This window comes from Mesorhizobium sp. M1403, assembly GCF_040317695.1.
Lineage (GTDB): Bacteria > Pseudomonadota > Alphaproteobacteria > Rhizobiales > Rhizobiaceae > Mesorhizobium.
The window spans coordinates 196,883-215,117 of the sequence record NZ_JAMYKY010000006.1 but is presented as its reverse complement, the minus strand read 5'-3'; the positions used below and the strand labels follow the sequence as shown (position 1 = coordinate 215,117).

15 protein-coding genes are annotated in these 18,235 nt (G+C 63.4%); 7 read left to right on the top strand and 8 right to left on the bottom strand.

Annotated features, from left to right (window positions below; translation table 11 throughout):
* The 3 genes from NKH01_RS13970 to NKH01_RS13960 form a co-directional block, all read right to left on the bottom strand.
* Positions 1-924 carry a carbohydrate ABC transporter permease gene (locus NKH01_RS13970; RefSeq protein ID WP_023716724.1) on the bottom strand — a complete coding sequence of 308 codons (924 nt, stop codon included), beginning with the start codon at positions 922-924 and terminating at the stop codon, positions 1-3.
* A gap of 153 nt (positions 925-1,077) precedes the next feature.
* On the bottom strand, positions 1,078-2,523 hold the full coding sequence (locus NKH01_RS13965; RefSeq protein ID WP_352493964.1) for an ABC transporter substrate-binding protein: 1,446 nt from the start codon (positions 2,521-2,523) through the stop codon (positions 1,078-1,080).
* 44 nt (positions 2,524-2,567) lie between these two features.
* Positions 2,568-3,542, bottom strand: coding sequence for a sugar-binding transcriptional regulator (locus NKH01_RS13960; RefSeq protein WP_023676028.1), 975 nt, complete (start codon positions 3,540-3,542; stop codon positions 2,568-2,570).
* A 225-nt stretch (positions 3,543-3,767) separates the two neighbouring features.
* Here NKH01_RS13960 and NKH01_RS13955 point away from each other — a divergent pair, with 225 nt between their 5' ends.
* From NKH01_RS13955 to NKH01_RS13925, 7 genes are all read left to right on the top strand, one after another.
* Entirely contained in the window at positions 3,768-4,811 is a 1,044-nt protein-coding gene (locus tag NKH01_RS13955) for a LacI family DNA-binding transcriptional regulator (RefSeq protein WP_353020598.1), read from the top strand.
* 38 nt (positions 4,812-4,849) lie between these two features.
* Positions 4,850-6,118: an ABC transporter substrate-binding protein gene (locus NKH01_RS13950; RefSeq protein WP_353020595.1), complete on the top strand. Its 1,269-nt coding sequence runs from the start codon at positions 4,850-4,852 to the stop codon at positions 6,116-6,118.
* Between the two features lie 76 nt (positions 6,119-6,194).
* Positions 6,195-7,040: a carbohydrate ABC transporter permease gene (locus NKH01_RS13945; protein WP_023716719.1), complete on the top strand. Its 846-nt coding sequence runs from the start codon at positions 6,195-6,197 to the stop codon at positions 7,038-7,040.
* Positions 7,037-7,876, top strand: coding sequence for a carbohydrate ABC transporter permease (locus NKH01_RS13940; RefSeq protein ID WP_352493961.1), 840 nt, complete (start codon positions 7,037-7,039; stop codon positions 7,874-7,876). The genes NKH01_RS13945 and NKH01_RS13940 overlap by 4 nt, the downstream gene beginning before the upstream one ends.
* Before the next feature lie 21 nt (positions 7,877-7,897).
* Positions 7,898-8,938 carry an ABC transporter ATP-binding protein gene (locus tag NKH01_RS13935; protein ID WP_023716717.1) on the top strand — a complete coding sequence of 347 codons (1,041 nt, stop codon included), beginning with the start codon at positions 7,898-7,900 and terminating at the stop codon, positions 8,936-8,938.
* A gap of 38 nt (positions 8,939-8,976) precedes the next feature.
* Positions 8,977-10,257, top strand: a complete 1,281-nt coding sequence (locus NKH01_RS13930; RefSeq protein ID WP_023716716.1) for an amylo-alpha-1,6-glucosidase — start codon at positions 8,977-8,979, stop codon at positions 10,255-10,257.
* Between the two features lie 82 nt (positions 10,258-10,339).
* A complete protein-coding gene (locus NKH01_RS13925; RefSeq protein ID WP_352493960.1) occupies positions 10,340-11,755 on the top strand; it encodes an FAD-binding oxidoreductase in 1,416 nt (471 codons plus the stop codon).
* A 35-nt stretch (positions 11,756-11,790) separates the two neighbouring features.
* On the opposite strand, the gene NKH01_RS13920 is transcribed toward NKH01_RS13925, so the two are convergent.
* The 5 genes from NKH01_RS13920 to NKH01_RS13900 form a co-directional block, all read right to left on the bottom strand.
* Positions 11,791-12,720 carry a pseudouridine-5'-phosphate glycosidase gene (locus tag NKH01_RS13920; RefSeq protein ID WP_353020591.1) on the bottom strand — a complete coding sequence of 310 codons (930 nt, stop codon included), beginning with the start codon at positions 12,718-12,720 and terminating at the stop codon, positions 11,791-11,793.
* A 12-nt stretch (positions 12,721-12,732) separates the two neighbouring features.
* A complete protein-coding gene (locus tag NKH01_RS13915; protein WP_023716713.1) occupies positions 12,733-13,842 on the bottom strand; it encodes a carbohydrate kinase in 1,110 nt (369 codons plus the stop codon).
* An 86-nt stretch (positions 13,843-13,928) separates the two neighbouring features.
* Positions 13,929-15,446, bottom strand: coding sequence for a zinc-binding dehydrogenase (locus NKH01_RS13910; protein WP_353020588.1), 1,518 nt, complete (start codon positions 15,444-15,446; stop codon positions 13,929-13,931).
* A 10-nt stretch (positions 15,447-15,456) separates the two neighbouring features.
* Positions 15,457-15,894, bottom strand: coding sequence for an SRPBCC family protein (locus NKH01_RS13905; protein ID WP_352639001.1), 438 nt, complete (start codon positions 15,892-15,894; stop codon positions 15,457-15,459).
* Between the two features lie 81 nt (positions 15,895-15,975).
* A complete protein-coding gene (locus NKH01_RS13900) occupies positions 15,976-18,162 on the bottom strand; it encodes a flotillin family protein (RefSeq protein WP_352856087.1) in 2,187 nt (728 codons plus the stop codon).
* Positions 18,163-18,235: the final 73 nt, after the last annotated feature.

Below are 18,235 nucleotides of genomic sequence, written 5' to 3'. Positions count from 1 at the left end.
CTATGCCTGGCCGCGGGCGCGTTCGCGCAGCCGCAGCCAGTTCTTGATGAAGATGTTCGAGAGGAAATAGGTGATCGCCCACAGGATGATCATCAGCGCCGCCGAGCGGCCGACATTGGTCGACTGGAAGAAGTTGAGATAGGCCTCGACCTGGAACACGGTCAGCGTGTCGCCCGGACCACCCTGGGTCATGGCGTAGATGATGTCGAACTGCTGGATGGAATCGAGCAGGCGGAACAATGTCGCCGTCAGGATATAGGGGGTTAGCATCGGCAGGGTGATGCGGAAGAACACGAAACTGCGCGGCACGCCGTCAAGTGCTGCCGCCTCGAAGGGCTGCGTCGGCAGGCTGCGCAGACCGGCAAGCAGCAGGATCATGATGAAGGGCGTGTAGACCCAGATGTCGACAAGCACGACGGTGAGCAGTGCCGTCGAGGGCGACGAGGCCCAGCGGAAATCCTGCAGCCCGATCAGGCTGGCGAGATAGCTGAGCACGCCAAAGCCGGGATTGGTCATCAGCTTCCACATCAGCGCGGCGAGCGCTGGCGCCGTCATCAGCGGCATCAACAGCATGATCGAGATGAAGTTGTTCAGCGTCGAGCGCTTTTGCAGCAGCATGGCGATGCCGAGACCGAGAAGCAACTCGAGCACGACGGTGATGCCGGCGTAGAGCAGCGACACCTGCAGCGTGTTCCAGAACTTCGGGTCGGTGAAGAACGAGATATAGTTGTCGCCCCAGTTGAATTGCCGCGCCCAAGGCTGGCTCAATCGGTAGCGCTGGAAAGAATAGACCACCGATGTGAAGAACGGGATCAGGATGCCGATGCAGACCAGCAAGGCCGGCAAGCTAAGGAGATAGGGCAGCACCCGCTTGCTGATCCTGAAGCCCGACGGCCTGTTTCTTTGTATTGTCGCCGCAGTCATCTGCTGCTCCGTCATTCTGTTGCTTCGCCGTCCCGGCCGCCCAAGGGAGCAAGGCGGCCGGTCGGGCGAGCAGGCGGTACCGCTCGGCACCGCGTCGCAAACGTATCACATCTCAAAGGCTGACCCGCGGACGGGCCAGCCTTGGCCGCGGCTTTAGCCGAGCCCGGCTTCCTTGAGCTGGCTGTTGATGCTCTCGGCCAACTTGTCGAGGCCTTCGTCGACCGGCACTTCCTTGGCCACCATCTTCTGCAGCGTCGCCGCCCATTCGGTGGTGAGATCGAAGAACAGCGGCTGCGGTGTGAACTTGATGCTGGCGCCCGGCGCCGAGACGTCGAACATCTCGACGTAGCCCGGATAGCTCTTGTTCAGCTTCTCGCGGAACATCTCGTCGTTCCAGACCGACTGACGAACCGGATTGACGAAGTCCATCTTGGTCGCACCGAACAATGCATGCTCGGGTCCGGATGCCCATTGCATGAAGTACCAGGTGGCGTCCTTGTCCTTCGAGAAGTTGGACATCGACAGCGACCAGATCCAGATATTGGGCGTCGGCGCCTTGGCGGCCGGGTTGGCCTTGAACGCCGAAAAGGCGAGCTTGCCGGCCATCTTGTTGTCGCCGCCATTCATGAAATAGCCGAGGATATCGGCGTCGAAAATCATCGCCGACGCACCTGCACCGAGATCGGTGCCGACCTGATACCAGGTGTAGGTCGACCAGTCCTTGGGGCCGCTCTCCTGGATCATCTGCACCCACTGCTTGTGGAAGGCCTTGGATTCGGCGGTGCTCATGGCGGCTGACAGCTTGCCGTCAGCCGAGACGTTCAGATCCTTCTGGTCGAAATTGGCGTAAGCCGACAGGAACCCCGGGTGGATCGTTGCCCAAGAGCGCGAGCCGCGCACGCCGATGCCGTAGACGCCGCCACCAACATCCTTGGTAAGCTTCGCCGCCGTAGCGACCATTTCATCCATATTGCCGGGAACGCTGACGCCGACCTTGTCGAACATGCCCTTGTTGTAGGTGATGTTGTTCTGCTCGAAACCCCACGGAATGCACCATTGCTTGGCGTCTTCCGAACCGAGCGCGCCGCCCGGCTGGCCGTTCCAGGCGCAAGAATTCTTGACGCCGGGCAGGAAGTCGTCCCAGGCATATTTCGGGTTGGTCTTGGCCGGATCCTTGATCCATTCGTTGAGATCGGTGATCCAGCCGGCCGGGCCGTAGGTCCAGGTCATGTAGGCGCCGGTCATGAAGGCATCGTATTCGGGCGAGCTGGCCGACAGCGCGGCGGTAACCTTGTCGAAATAGACGTCTTCGGGGAACACGTCATAGACGACTTCCATGCCGGTCAGCTTCTTGAAGTTGTCGAGGTTGGCAATCATCGCATCGGCGTAAGGATGCTTGTTGAGCAACAGCTTGATGGTCTTGCCCTTATGCGCCTGCCAGTCGAAATCAGCTGCCAGGGCGCGGGTCTGCCCGAAATTGAGCAGTGTACCGGCGGTGCTGGCGGCAAGGCCCATTGCACCGAGGCCCTTGATCAGCCCACGGCGGTCGACTTGTCCACGCAGGAATGCGTCGATGAGGTCTTTCTCTTTCTCATGCATTTCTCTTCTCCTCCACAGGGTAGTTTCAACGAAATGGTTGCCGGCTACCCGACCGGCGTCTGTTCCACGAGCGATCGCGCCGTCCGCTCGTCGGTTATCAAGCCTTTGAGATAGCGGCCCTCCAGCACTGACTTGATGGCGCGAACCTTCACCTTGCCGCCGGCGACGGCGACAATCCTGCGGTTGCTGATGTCTTCGCGCGCCAGTGCCAGCGCCCGGTCGGAAAGCGTCGTCGCAACGGCCTTTCCGGCATCGTCGAAGAAATGGCCGAGCAGTTCGCCGACGCCGCCATTGCGGCGGATCTCCTCCATCTCGCCCTTCTCGATCATACCGGTAGCGACAAGCGAGGCCTCACGTTCGGCGGTGCCGATGCCGGCGATGAGCAAGTCGGCGGACTTGGCGAGGTCGAAGACATCGCTGACGCCTTTCTGCCCGAGCAACACGGTTCGATCCTCGACCGTGTTGGCGAACATCGGTACGGGCATCACATAGGCTTCCGCACCAGTCCGCTCGGCGACGCGGTGGATGACGTCATGCGGATTGGCCGAGAACTTGCGCGTCAGGCCGCCAAGCAGCGAGACGAAACGGATCCTGCCGGCCGATATGCGCGGCAGATATTCCACGCAGGCGGCAAGCGTGCGGCCGTGGCCGACGCCGATCAGCGCCTCTTCGCCGCGTTCGATCTCGCGCTTGAGAAACTGCGCGCCGGCAATGCCGAGCGCCTTGAGCGGCAGGTCCTCGGCATCGAAGTCCGGGACCACCTCGCAATAGTCGAGGCCGTAACGGCCGGACAACTCGTCCTCGAGCTCCACGCATTCTGAGACTTCGCCGTCGATATAGACTTTGACCAGGCCTTCCTGATTGGCCTTGGTGATGAGGCGATGCGCCTTGAGGCTGGTCAGGCCGAGCCGCTTGGCGACTTCCGACTGGGTCAGGCCGCCGGCATAGTGAAGCCAGGCAGCGCGGGCTGCCATCCCGGTCTCGTCGTCGCGCAGCAGGCCGTTGCCAAAACCAACCATTTCCGCCCTTGATATTTTTATCAGTTGCTGCAAAATTTTTCACAAGGCGTCGCCGGAGTCAAGCAACCGCTGCGTTTAAATCTCCGTCCGGGAGCTTGCCGGCCCGGGGCCGAACAGGGCCGCGCGAACCACGGGCAAGAAGCAACACCGATCGCGCGCATTTAAAACGTTTGCAATTTCGCTTGGACTGATTACAAACGTTTCAAACTTCGTTCGAGAGGAACGATGCCGGGCCGCGTTACCACCCTCAAGGAACTAGCCGCACAGCTCGGCCTGTCGATCACCACCGTTTCGCGCGCCCTTGCCGGCCACGAGCAGATCGCATTGAAAACGCGCCAACGTGTCACCGAGGCCGCGCGCCAGGCCGGCTATGTGCCGAACACGGCAGCCCGCACGCTAGTCTCCGGCCGCAGCGGTTTTGTCGGCATGGTGCTGCCGATCCGCGGCCCCAATCTGGTCGATTCCTTCCTCGGCGAATTCGTCACCGGGCTCGGCGAAGGGTTGGTTTCGCACGGTTCCGACCTGATCCTGGCCGCAGCGGCGCAGGGCCAGTCGGAACTTTCCGTGCTTCGCCATGTTGTCGAATCCGGACGCGCCGATGGGGTCGTCGTCACCCGCATCGCCGAGGTCGACGAGCGGCTTACCTATCTGCGTCAACGCAATTTTCCGTTCGTCGCGCATGGCCGGCTGCTCGACGGTGACTTTGCCTATCATTGGCTCGATACCGATGGCGCGCACGCATTCGGCGAGGCCTTCGACATGCTCTACGATCTCGGACACCGCCATTTCGGCCTGGTGACGATTTCCGAGCCGATGACGTTTCGCCATCTCAGGCAGGATGGGCTCGCTGCCGCGATCGCCCGCCGAGGCGATCCGACGGTCAGGCTCGATGTGGCGACGGCACCGCGGTTCGATCGCGGTGCCCGCATCCAGGCAATCAACCGGCTACTGCACGCCACCGAGCGGCCGACGGCCATTGTCGCGCTGTTCGACGAGCTGGCGCTGACGGTGATGGAAGAGGCTGCCCGAGCCGGCCTTGCCATTCCTCGCGACCTTTCGGTGATCGGCTTCGACAACATAGCCGCCTCAGCCTATGCGCCGCCGGGGCTAACCACTTTCGACGCCTCGATCCGCCAGTGCGCGCGCGAGATCGGCGAGATGCTGCTGACCGTCATCGGCAACAGGCCGGACGCGCCACTGACGCGGCTGGTCCGGCCGACACTTGTCTCGCGGGCAAGCCATGGCCCGGCACCCACAAGACAGAACTGACGCCCGCTTCGCGGCGCAACCCAGGGAGGAAGATGACGATGAATGCTTTGCGGATATTGGCCGGCGCCGTGCTGGCGCTGTCGCTCGCTGCCGGCGCAGCGCAAGCCCAGCAGGTGTTGTTCTGGTCGACACAGGCGCGACCAGTGGAAGAGACACAGAAGATGCGCAGCGAAGTGCTGAAGGGGTTTGACGGCCAGGTCGACTATCAGGTCGCCGAGGACGGGCCCTGGCTCACCCGCCTTCAGGCCGAACTGCAGGCCGGCTCCGGCACCATAGGCGTGCTCGGCGGCCTGCACGGAGACTTCTCCACCGTCGGCGCGGACCTTGTCGATCTCTCTGGCGTCGATCTCGGTGGCGTCAAGGTCAACGAGACCTACAAGAAGCTCGGCATGCTCGGCACCGGCGAGCAGAAGTACCTGCCATGGATGCAGGCCACCTTTCTGATGGCGGCCAGCAAGCAGGCGCTGCAATATCTGCCGGCCGGCACCGATCTCAACACCATCACTTATGACCAACTGATCGAGTGGGGGAAAAACATCGCTGAAAAGACCGGTTCGCCCAAATTCGGTTTTCCGGCCGGCCCGAAAGGGCTGAAGCACCGTTTCTTCGAGGGTTTTCTCCTTCCATCGTATACCGGCTCGATGGTGACCAAGTTCCGCTCGGCGGAGGCCGAGACGGCGTGGAACAAGTTCAAGGAATTGTGGCAATACACCAACCCGAATTCGACCAACTATGCCTTCATGCAGGAGCCGCTGTTGACCGGCGAAGTCTGGGTGGCATTCGATCACGTGGCGCGCCTCGCCGACGCCTTCAACCAGAAACCCGATGACTTCGTCGCCTTCCCGGCGCCGGCCGGCCCGGCAGGCCGCGGCTACATGCCGGTGGTCGCCGGCGTCGCTATCCCGAAGACCTCGCTCGACATGGACAAGGCCAAGGCACTGGTCGCCTATATGCTGAAACCGGAAACCCAGATCGCGGCGCTCAAGGCGACAAACTTCTTCCCCATCGTCGACGTCAAGCTGCCCGACGACATGCCGGCCTCGGTGAAGGCCTTCAGCCCAGTGATCGCCACCATGACCGGAGCCCCGGATGCGCTGCCGGCGCTGCTGCCGATGGGACTTGGCGGCCTCGGCGGCAAGTTCAATCAGATCTACACCGACAGCTTCGAGCGCATCGTGCTCGGCGGCGAGGATGTGCACGGCGTGCTCGACGAACAGGCGACGGCGCTAAAGGCGATCATCGACCAGGCGAAAGCGCCGTGCTGGGCGCCCGACAAACCATCGCAAGGCGCCTGTCCCGTCGATTAAGAATCCTCCCCGGGCGTCCGGATTTCCAGCGCGCCGGGCGCCCACCCCTTTTGAAGCTTCGAATAGAGAGAGCTCCATGCACGGCAAGGCCCTGCCCTATCTGCTGCTGACGCCGGCGACGCTGTTCCTTTGCGTCTTCTTCCTCTATCCGTTTGCGCTGGTCGCCTTCGAGGCGTTCACCCGCGACGGCGGCTTTACGCTCGACAATTTCCGCACCATGACCAGCAGCTGGAAATTTCCGGTCACGGTTCGCAACACGCTGCTTCTCAGCGCCGTCGTCGTGCCCATCCAGCTGGTCATGGCGCTGCTGATGGCAACGATGGTGTCGCGACTTGCGGCCGGGCGCAGCGCCGCGCTTTATATCTTCGCTATTCCGCTCGGCATCTCCGATCTCGCCGCTGGGCTGATCTGGCTCGCCATCTTCGACCAGTCCGGCTTCCTCAACACCTTGCTCTCCAATCTCGGCGTCATCGACAGGCCGGTCATGTTCCTCGGCTACCAGAGCAAGCTGACGATCTTCATCGCCGTGGCGCTGGCCGAGATCTGGCGTGCGACCGCCATCATGATGGTCATTCTGGTCGCCGGCATGGGGCTCATCCCCCGGGAATATTACGAGGCGGCGGAGGTTTTTGGCGCTAGTCCGTGGAAGCGCTTCATCAAGATCACGCTGCCTCTGCTGCGCCCCAGCCTGCAGACGGCGATCATCCTGCGCGTCATCCTTGCCTTTGAGGTCTTTGCGGTGGTTGCAGCACTCGGCGGCACCAATCTGCCGGTGCTGATGGGCGAGACCTACAATTGGCAGTTCACGCTGCAGGACCGCAATGTCGCCGCCGCCATGGCGCTGTTCATCCTCGCCATATCGATCGGTTTCACGCTGTTCTTCCTGCGGGTGCTGCGTGTGCCGAAGGAGGCGCGGATATGAGCACGGTGGAGCTGTCGATCGCCGCGCCTGAGGCCCGCAAAGCCGGCAACTGGTTGCTGGTCGCCACCGTCATCCTGCTTTGCATCTGGGTGCTGCTGCCGATCTATCTGTTGATCGTCAACGCGCTGTCGTCGCCGGAAGAGGTGACCGCCTTTCCCAAGCGCTTCTTCCCGTCATTCGATTTCGGCAGCCTTTCTTTCTTCATCAATTTCGCCGGCGTCGCCAGGGCGCTGTGGAACTCCGTTCTCGTCGCCACGCTGACGATGCTCCTCTCGATCGGCTTCGGCGCACCCGCGGGCTACGCGCTGTCGCGCTTCGAATTCCCGGGCAAGGAAACGTTCCGTTTCCTCGTGCTGATGACCCGCGCCTTCCCACTGCCGCTGCTGGCGCTACCGCTGGCGGTGATGTTCATCCGCACCGGCCTCGACGACACCGCGATCGGGCTGGCGCTGGTCCACACCACGCTGGCGCTGCCATTCGCGGTGCTGATCACGTTCTCGCTCTTCTCCGGCATTCCAGTCGAGCTGGAGGAAGCGGCCTGGACGCTCGGCTGCACGAGATTGCAGGCATTCCGAAAAATCATTCTACCGCTGGCGCTGCCGGGCATCGCGGCGTCGGCGGTATTTGCCTTCACCATCTCCTGGAACGAAGTGTTTGCCGCCGCCGTGCTCACCATCGAGAACCGGACGCTGACCGCCTTCCTGCTGCAGAGCCTCGGCGAATCGCCGCTCTACCTCAAATTCGCCGGTGGCGCGGCACTGGTCATCCCGGCGCTGATCTTCATCTTCGCCGTTCGCAAATATCTGTTCGCCATGTGGGGGATCGCCAACCGATGACGCGCACAAAAGAGAACGCCGATGGCTGAGATCGCCATCAAGCAGGTCGCAAAACGTTTCGGTGGCTTCACCGCGCTGCATTCGATCGACCTGACCATCGCCGACCAGGAATTCATGGTGCTGCTTGGCGCCTCGGGTTGCGGCAAGACCACGCTGCTGAGGATCGTCGCCGGGCTGGAAACGCCAAGCCAGGGCGAGGTCTGGATCGGCGGCCGTCGCGTCGACCATCTGCCGCCGCGCGAACGCGGCATCGCCATGGTGTTCCAGAATTACGCCGTGTTTCCGCACCTGACCGTGTTCGAGAACATCGCCTTCGGGCTGCGCATGAAGAAGCTGCCGCAGCAGGAGGTCGAGGGGCGCGTCAACCGCACCGCGGAGCTCATGCACATCGAGCAGCTTTTGAAGCGCTATTCGGGCCAGCTTTCCGGCGGCCAGCGCCAGCGCGTGGCAGTCGCTCGGGCACTTGCGATGGAGCCGGACGTGATCCTGATGGACGAGCCGCTGTCGAACCTCGATGCGCTGCTGCGGCTCGAAATGCGCGCCGAGCTCAAGGGCGTGCTCGCCGCGTCCAAGACCACCACCATCTATGTCACTCACGATCAGGTCGAGGCGATGAGCCTCGCCGACCGCATCGCCGTCATGCATCAGGGCCATATCGTCCAGGCCGCCTCGCCGGTAGAGGTCTATCGCAATCCGGCCGCACGCTTCGTCGGCTCCTTCATCGGCAACCCGCCGATGAATTTCATCCTGGCGACGAAGGCGGCAGACGGCAGCTGGACCGTCGCCGGGCTGACGCTGCCCGGCCCCAAATCGGACAAGCAGACGATAGAATTCGCCATTCGCCCCGAGGATGTCGACACCGGCACCGAAGGGCTGCACGCCACCGTGCGCGTTGTCGAGCCGCTCGGACCGCACACGCTGGTCACCTGCGATGTCGAGGGCGGCCTGTTCCGCGCCATCCTCGAATCGAATGCCACGGTCGCCGTCGGCGATCACCTGCGGCTCTTGCCCAAACCCGACCGCATCCGCTGGTTCGACCCCGAAACCACCAACGCGCTTTGATCCAAACGCCCTTCGATCCTGAAAGTACGACCGCCCCCATGATATCTCTTGCTGTCGACGAAACCATCGCCCGCGCCGTAGAGGTGCTCAGGGAAAACGACCAAGGCACCTACACCATACCGACCAAGGGCCTCTACCCGTTCCAGTGGAACTGGGATTCCTGCCTGACCGCGCTCGGTCTTGCCCACTACGATGAGGCTCGAGCCTGGACCGAGATCGACACGCTGTTCGCCCACCAGTGGCCGGACGGCATGGTACCGCACATCGTCTTCCATGTCTGGAGCGACGGCTATTTCCCGGGACCGGAGGTCTGGCGGACGGACCGCCCGACCGCCACCTCGGGCATCACCCAGCCGGCGGTCGCCGGCTTTGCCGTGCGCCGCTTGTTTGACCAGGCCAAGGACAAGACGCTGGCGGCCGAGCGTGCCCGGGTGTTGCTGCCGAAAATCGATGCCTGGCACCGCTGGTTCTACGAAAACCGCGACCCGAACGGCGAAGGGCTGGTCGCCATAATCCACCCATGGGAGTCCGGTCGCGACAACTCGATCGACTGGGACGAGGCGTTTGAGCACGTGCCGACCGAAGGCGTCGAGCCCTACACCCGCCGCGACATCCTGCACGCCGATCCGGCGCATCGTCCAACCAAGGCACAGTATGACCGCTATATCTGGCTGCTGCAGCATTTCCGCGGGCTTGGCTGGGATAACGCCAGGCTGCACGATGCCTCGCCGTTCCAGGTCGTCGATCCCGGCTTCAATGCCATTCTGATCCGTTCCGCCGCCGATCTTGCCGATCTCGCCGAGGCACTTGGCGAAACCGAAATCGCAAAAGCCAACCGCGCCCGTGCCGAAAACGGGCTTTCGACGATGGAACGGCTGTGGAGCGACACACATAGCCAGTACATTTGTTTCGACCGAGTGGCCGGAAAGCACGTTGACAGCGCGTCGGTCGGCGGCATTCTGCCGGTGTTTTCGGCTATTCCGGAAAGCCGGGCAGCGGCCATCGCCGCAACGATCGAGCGCATCGCCGGCAAAGCGCGTTACATCGTCCCCTCGCACGATCCTGGCGATGCGCGCTTCGACGCCAAGCGCTACTGGCGCGGCCCGGTCTGGCTGGTGGTCAACTACATGATCGCTAATGGCCTTGCCGCCGCCGGCCACAGCCAAATCGCACAACGGATCACCCAGTCCAGTCTCGACCTGATCGCCGAGAGCGGCTTTGCCGAATATTACGATCCCCTCAGCGGCGAGCCGCTCGGCGGTAACCGTTTCACCTGGACCGCGGCAATGGTGATCGAGTTTTTGAAGGGTCGAGGCTGAAGGCCGGCCACGACTGGCAGTCCCGCGTGGGTTTGACAAACAGCAGTCCGTGTCTATCGTCTGCCTGTTACAGGAGCGGCGCATGACGACACCATCCGTGAGCGCTCTGTCCCCACTGACCGGCGAACTCCTGTCGCGGCTGGAGAAGCGGCTGGACCGGTCGGCGATCGTTTCGGCCGATGAGGCCGGGCCGCGTTACAGGGAAGACCCCGACGGCAAAGCCGGCGTATCGCCGGAGTTCGTGCTGCGTCCACGTACGGCCGGCGAGGTGTCGGACATACTTCGCCTGTGCAACGAGGCCGGACAGAGGCTTGTCATCCAGGGTGGCCGGACCGGGCTCGCCGGCGGCGCTCGCGTCCAACCCGGCGAAGCGGTGCTGTCGCTGGAGTGTATGACTTCCGTTGAAGCCCTCGACCGTGAAGCGGCGACCATCATCGCCGAGGCCGGCGCGCCGCTGCAAACGGTGCAGGAAGCCGCCGATGCGGCCGGCTTGCTGTTCGGCGTCGACATCGGAGCGCGCGGCGCGGCGACCGTCGGCGGTAATGTCGCCACCAATGCCGGCGGCATCCGCGTGCTGCGCTACGGCATGTACCGGGCGCAGGTGCTTGGCCTGGAAGCGGTGCTTGCCGACGGCGGCATCCTGACCTCGCTCAAGGGTTTGGCGAAGGACAATTCCGGCTATGACCTCAGCCAATTGTTCATCGGCAGTGAGGGCACGCTCGGCGTGGTCACCCGCGCATGCCTGCGGCTGCACCCGAAGCCGGCCACCGAGATCAACGCCTTCTGCGCGCTTGCTTCGCTCGACGCTGCAATCGCGCTGCTGGCGCTGCTCAGGCAGAAACTCGGGCCCTCGCTCTCGGCCTATGAGGTGAATTTCGCCCCGCTCTATGGCGCCATGATCGCCGGCATGGACGCGCCGGCGCCGCTGCCCGCGGGCTCGCCCGTCTATGTGCTTGCCGAGATACAGGGCAGCGAGCCCGACCGCGACGGCGAACGCTTTGCCGCGACGCTGATGCAGGCGGTCGAGGAGGGCGTGATCGACGACGTGGTCGTCTCGCAATCGCCGCGCGAATTCCGGGCGCTCTGGGCGGTGCGGGAGGAGGCCAACCGTTTCCTGTTTTCGATGGCAGGCCTGATTGGCGTCGATATCAGCATCCCACTGGCGAGAATGGCGACTTTCCTGGACGAAACAGAAGCCGCCATCAAGGCCGTCGACCCCGGCGCCGACATCTACGTCTTCGGCCATCTCGGCGATGGCAATCTGCATTACCAGATCCGCACGGTGGATCCGGCAGCCGCATACGGCACCGTCTACCGCGGTGTGGCCGCCGCCGGCGGCGGCGTTTCGGCCGAACATGGCATCGGCCTTGACAAGAAGGAGTGGCTGCATCTGGTGCGCAGCGATGCAGAGATTGCGGCCATGCGGCGCCTGAAAGCAGCCTTCGACCCGAACAACATCCTCAATGCCGGGCGCATCTTCGACCTTGCGACGGGCTGAAATCGAAGGCCGGTAGCGCTGGCCGGGTGCTGCCTCTATCTGGTCACGCCTTTCAATTTCGCATGCACCACCGCGATGCGGGCGGCGAGCGCGGCGTTGTTGCGGACCAGCGCGATGTTGGCCTTCAGGCTGCGGCCTTGCGAAAGCTCGTTGATGCGGGCGAGCAGAAACGGCGTCAGTTCCTTGCGCCCGATGCCGCGCTGCTCCGCTTCGGCTACCGCCGCTGCGATCGTGCCGTCGATGAATGCCGGATCGAGCGCGTCCGCTTCGGGGATAGGGTTGGCGACGAGAATGCCGGTGCCGGATTCCATCTCGTCATGCAGCAGCATGGCTCGCGCGATCTCGTCGGGGGTATCGAGGCGATGATCGGCCTTGAGCCCGCTGGAGCGGGTGTAGAAAGCCGGAAAATCATCACTCCCATAGGCGATCACCGGCACACGCTCGGTTTCCAGATATTCCAGCGTCTTCGCAATATCGAGGATCGACTTGACTCCGGCGCAGACGACAGTCGTGCCGGTTTGGCCGAGTTCGGTCAGGTCGGCCGAGATGTCGAAAGTCGCTTCGGCGCCGCGATGCACGCCGCCGACGCCGCCGGTCGCAAAAATGCCGATGCCGGCGAGTGCCGCGATCCGCATCGTCGCCGAGACGGTGGTTCCGGCCGAGCCGCCGTGCACCATGATGGCGGCGAGATCGCGCCCGGAAGCCTTGACCACGCCCTTTGCCGCTGCCAGCTCTTCCAGTTCACGGTCGTCGAGGCCAACCTTGATCTTGCCGGCGACCACCGCGATCGTGGCGGGCACAGCGCCGTTTTCACGCACCACGGTCTCGACACCACGAGCAGTCTCCAGATTGGCCGGATAGGGCATGCCGTGGGTGATGATCGTCGATTCCAGCGCCACCACCGCGCGGCCTTTATCAAGCGCAGCAGCGACTTCATCGTTCAAGTGGACAAGGGAAGGTTTCATATCATCTCGCTTTCAGGCAGGAATGCGGTACGTGCCGGCGGCAAGGAAGCGCGGCGACAGATCGGGGTGGACGCTCGATTCGCTCTCGGTGGTCAGCGTGGCGAGCAGCGCGCCGGTGCGCGCGGCATGAGCGACCGGATCACCCGAAAGCACCTTGTACAGAGTGCCGGCGATCATCGCGTCACCGGCGCCGGTGATGTCGACGGGCTGGGCCGGGACGGAGTGCATGGTCGTCACACCGCTCTCAGTCGCAACGGCAAATCCATGCGCGCCTGCGGTTACGATCACCGCGCTGGCGCCGGCCGCGCGCAGCGCTGCTGCTGCTTCCTCCGGCGTCAGCCGCTTGTCGGCATCCGTTATGCCGAGCATCGTATTGGCCTCGTCATGGTTGGTGAAAAGAAGGTCGATGCCGGTCAGGTCCTTCGGCGGCCGCGCTGATTTCGGCGACGAGACCGTGTCGACGGCGAGCTTGAAGCGCGCGCCCTGCTTGCGCGAGATCAGTGCTGCGATGGTCGAAGCCGGCAGATTGCAGTCGATGAACACCCATGTCGCCGAAGCCAGATGCGGCCAGAAGCGGTCGAGATAGGACGACGAAAACAGATCGAAGATCTCCATGTCGGCAATGCCGAGCACGAGATCATTGTTGCGGTCGAGGATCGCCGCATATTCGGCCGTCGGCCGTTCCGTGGTGGTGATGACCTGGCTGACATCAGCGCCAAGATCGCGCAGGTGCCGCACCAGCGAGCGGCCGGTTTCATCGTCGCCGACGATCGAGACGAAGCTTATGTCGACGCCGAGGCGGGCAAGGTTTTCGGCGACGTTGCGGGCGACCCCGCCGAAGCTGCGATAGCCGTCGACCGGGTTCGACGTCTCGAAAATCAGATCCTTCTTGGCGTGGTATTTGCGGTCGAGCACCGCGCCGCCGACGCAGACCATGCGCTTGGACGTCGGCAAGACGTAACCACGGCCGAGAATGTAGCCCTTGTTGACGAGTTGCACGATGTGGGCCGCGACCGTCGAGCGGGCGATGCCGAGCGCCGTTGCTATGTCCTGCTGGCCGGCGAACGGGTTCGCCGCAATGAGGTCGAGAACCGCTTGTTCCTGTGCTCCAAGGTCGTCCATTGTCCCGCCCGGCCGTCAAATTCGAGGCTGAACGCTTTCGCAACAACAGATGACATTGTCAACATCTGTTTTCGACCGAGTGTCGGCTACGGCACCAGCACCAATGCGCCTGTTGTCCGCCTGGCCTCAAGGTCGCGGTGAGCCTCGCCGGCGTCGGATAGGTTATAGCGCTTGGGCGCTTCGATCCTGACGACGCCCTGTCGCAGCGCGGCAAAGAAACGCTCGACGTGCGGGGCTAGTTTTTCCGGCGTGTCGGTGTAATGCGCATAGTTGGGACGCGATATGGTGATCGACTTCGATGCAAAGCGGCCGATGTCCCAATTGCCGATCGGCCCTGACGCCTGACCGAAACTGACGAGGTGACCGCGAATGCGGAGCGCCGCCAGCGAGCCGCCGAACGTATCCTGGCCGACCGCATCGTAGACCACATCGGCGCCGACGCCTCCCGTCAGCCGCGTGACGGCCTCAGTGAAATTCTCACGCGAGTAGACGATGACATGATGGGCACCGAGGCGTTCGACGATGCGCGCCTTGTCGTCGCTCGACACCGTTGCAATGACCGTTGCGCCGAGATGGCGTGCCCATTGCACCAGAAGCTGGCCGATGCCGCCGGCGCCGGCATGGACGAGAACGACGGAGCCCGGCTGCACCGCATGGATATCATGCAGCAAAAAACTCGCACTGATGCCCTTGAGCAGCCCCGCGGCCGCAATCTCGTCGGGAATATCGTCGGACAGGCGAACCAGCAGATCGGGCACCATGTTGCGCCGCTCGGTATAAGCGCCGACCGGCGGGCAGGCATAGGCGATGCGGTCGCCGACCGAGAAACCGGCAATCTCCGAACCGACCGCTTCGACGACGCCGGCCGCCTCCATGCCAGGCACGCCCGGTGGTTGCAAAAGGTCGAAATAGCCGGTGCGGCAATAGACGTCGATGAAGTTGACGCCGATCACAGTATGGCGGATCCGCACCTCGTTCGGCGCGGGCGGCGGCAAGCCGATCTCCTTCAGTTGCAGCACCTCCGGACCGCCATAGCGCTCGACCACAATAGCCCTGGTTGTTGCTGACTGGCCGAACGATGTTGTTGCGGAAGAGACCGGCGAAGGGATCAGCGGCGGGGCTGACGGAGGTGTCGGCGTTGGCGCTCTTGCCTGGGCAGGCTGAACCCTTCCTCGCAAAAGGCTGCGAATAGCCGCGAAGCCGGCCTGATAGATGCCTTCGGAGACGAGCTTGACCAGTTCCTCGCGGCGGTGCGTAGGTGGATGGAATTCGGAACGCCATTCCCAGAAGGTCGCGTTGCCGTCGGTCACCGGCTTCAGCTGGATCGATGCGACATAACCCATCAGCGGCAGCGGCGCTTCGAGCAGGCAATAGGCGAGCCGAAAGTCCTTGTCGGACAGCGCCAGCAGCTGTTCGCGCAACTCGCCGCCATCGGCCAGGCGGAAATGACGAACCGAACCGACCGCGTCGACCGGGTCGCCACCTTCGATTTCGCTGAACGAGATCGCCGGGTGCCAGCGTTCATGGCCGTTGAAATCGCGCAGAATCGACCAGACATCATCGATAGGCGCATCGATGATGGTGCTCTGGCGGACTTGAACCATCGCGGGAATGTCAGCGCCCGAAGCGCTGCTTGAGTGCGCTCAACGCCGCCTGGAAGACGCCGGTGCCGATCTGATGCATAAGTGCTGCTTCGCGCTCAGGCGCACAGTCGAACTCCGCCTGCCATTCGGCCAGAGTGAGATTGCCGTCGGTGATCGGCGTCAGCGACAGCGTGGCGATATAATTCTCCACCGCCATCGGGCTTTCCAGGATAGCGTAACTGCACGACAGATCGTAGTCGGACAGTGCCAGCAATCTTTCGCGAATCCGCCCGCCATCCCTGAGCACAAAATTTCGGATGCAGCCGATCTGGTCGGCCGGTGCGTTCTGTTCGACGCGGCTCTCCGCAACGAATGGCGCCCAGGCGGGAAGGCCATTGAAGTTGCGCACGATCTTCCAGACTTCCGCAGCCGGCGCAGGGATGACCGAGGACACATAGACCTTGGTCATGCCCCACCGCCGGTATCCAACGAGCGGCCGGTGCCGAGGCATCGCCACTCATTCGCACAGCACACCGCCCACCGGACCTGGTCAGCGGTCGCGGTCGTCATCGTCGTCCTTGCTGACCTTGCCTTTGCCTTTCTTGTCGCGGGTCAGGCTCGATATGTCCTTGGCATCGCGCAGCACGTCGGTCATGCGGCCGAGCGAGCCGCCCTCGATGCCGATCTCCTTCATCAGATTATCGATCATCGGCGCCTGGACCCGGTAGCGCAGCGCTGAATCGATCACCTCGTCGGTGACGTTGCGGTTGCCGCCCTGCCCGCCATTGATGCCGTCGACGTGCAGGATCTTGATGCCGTCGATTTTCTCCATCGGCTTGACGCTTTCGCGGATGATGCCTTCCATGTGGTCGAGCAACTTGCCGCGCAGGCGACCGGCACGAGCCTCGTTGGAGAGCAGATTGTCGGCCTCGTTGAGCTGACGATGGCCGGCGGCATCAACCTCGTAGCGCTGGGCCGCCGCAAGGGCGTGGATCTTCTCCGCCTCGGCCGCGGCAACAGCGGCGATCTTCTGCGCTTCGGCCAGGCTCTTGGCCGCCTTCATCTCGGCATCTGCGGCCGCGGTTATGCGCAAGGCCTCGCGCTCGGCCTCGCGAGCCGCACCGATCAAGTCGGTCAGCTTGCGGCGCTCGGCGATCTCTCGCTCGCGCGCCGTGAAGGCCTGCTCCTCAGCCTGGATGGCCTTGGCGCGCACCGCCTCGGATGCCGCGATAGCGGAGGAACGCTCCTGCGTCTTTTTGGCGATGTCGATGGCCTTCTGGATTTCGGCTATCTCGATCTTCTGGTCGCGCTCGACGCCGAGCTGGCGGATGTCGCGGTCCTTGATCAGCCGCGCCTCCTCGATGCCGCGCTCGGTGGTGATGCGAGCGCGCTCGACCTCTTCGCCGGCCGATATTTCGGCTTCCTCGAAAGCCTGGCGCTTGGCGATCTGCAGCGCCTCGAGGTGACGCTCGCGTGCAATCCTGACCTCGTCGATGGCACGCTCCTGGCCGATCCGCGCTGTTTCGGTCGCCTGGTTCTCGACAATTTCGGCGCGGCGCTTTTCCGCCTCGGCCCTGGTAACCTCCAATGCCTTTTCCGCCAGCGCGATCTGGCGTTCGAGTTCGGCGATTTCGAGGGCTTTCCTGCGCTCGATCTCGAGCTCGCTCTGCGTGCCTTCGCGTTCGATCCTGGCCTTTTCCAGGGCGAGCTCTAGCGCGATCTGCTCGCGCTCGGTCAGTTCGCGCATTTTCATTTCCGTCTCATCGAGGGCGCGGCGGCGCGCAATCTCGCGGCGCTGCGTGTCTTCCTCGCTCTTGATGCGCTCCTCGGTAATGTTGCGCTCCTGGTTGAGGCGCGATTTCTCGACGGCCTCGCGCGCCGACAGTTGCGCCTGCTCGGCCTCCTGGTCGCGGATCGCCCGCTCCCTGGCGAGTTCGGAGCGCTGCGAGGCGCGACGTATCTCGACCTCGCGCTCCTGCTCGAGGCGGGCGTATTCGGTGTCGCGGTCGATCTCCAGCACCTTGCGCTGGGTGTCGAGGTTCTGGTTGCGGATGTCGACCAGCGTGCGCTGCTCGATCTCGTTGCGCATCCTGCGGCGCGTCTCGATCGATTCCGTCAGTTGGGTGAGGCCTTCGGCGTCGAAGGCATTGGACGGATCGAAATATTCGAGGCTGGTCTGGTCGAGGTCGACGATGGCGACGCTTTCCAGCTCCAGCCCGTTGGCGGCGAGCGATTCCGAGGCAAGCTGCCGGACCCTGGCCGCATAGTCGCCGCGCAGCTCGTGCATCTCTTCCAGCGTCATCTGGGCGGCAACGGTGCGCATGGCACCGGCGAACTTGCCCTCCAGCAATTCGCGCAGGCTGTCGGGCTGCAGCGTGCGGCGCCCGAGCGTCTGGGCTGCGGCGGCGACCAGATCGCGGCCGGCGCCGACACGGACGAAGAACTCTGCGACCAGATCAACGCGCATGCGGTTCTTGGTGATCAGCGCAAAGGCATCCTCGCGGCGCACTTCGATGCGCAGGACGTTCATGTTGACCGGCGTGATCTCGTGCAGCACCGGAATGACGAAAGCGCCGCCGTTCACCACCACCTTCTCGCCCATGAAGCCGGTGCGCACGAATGCCGTCTCCTTGGTCGACCGGCGATAAAGCCATCGCAGTATGTAGACGGCGATCACCACGACGATCGCGGCAATGATTAGCCACAAAAGGAAAGCGCCCAAGGTCTGCGCGGCCATCTTTTCTACCCTCCCAAATAGAATGCGGTCAGCCACAGGCTACCGGCACCGATTTTACAATTGCGCGTGCTCG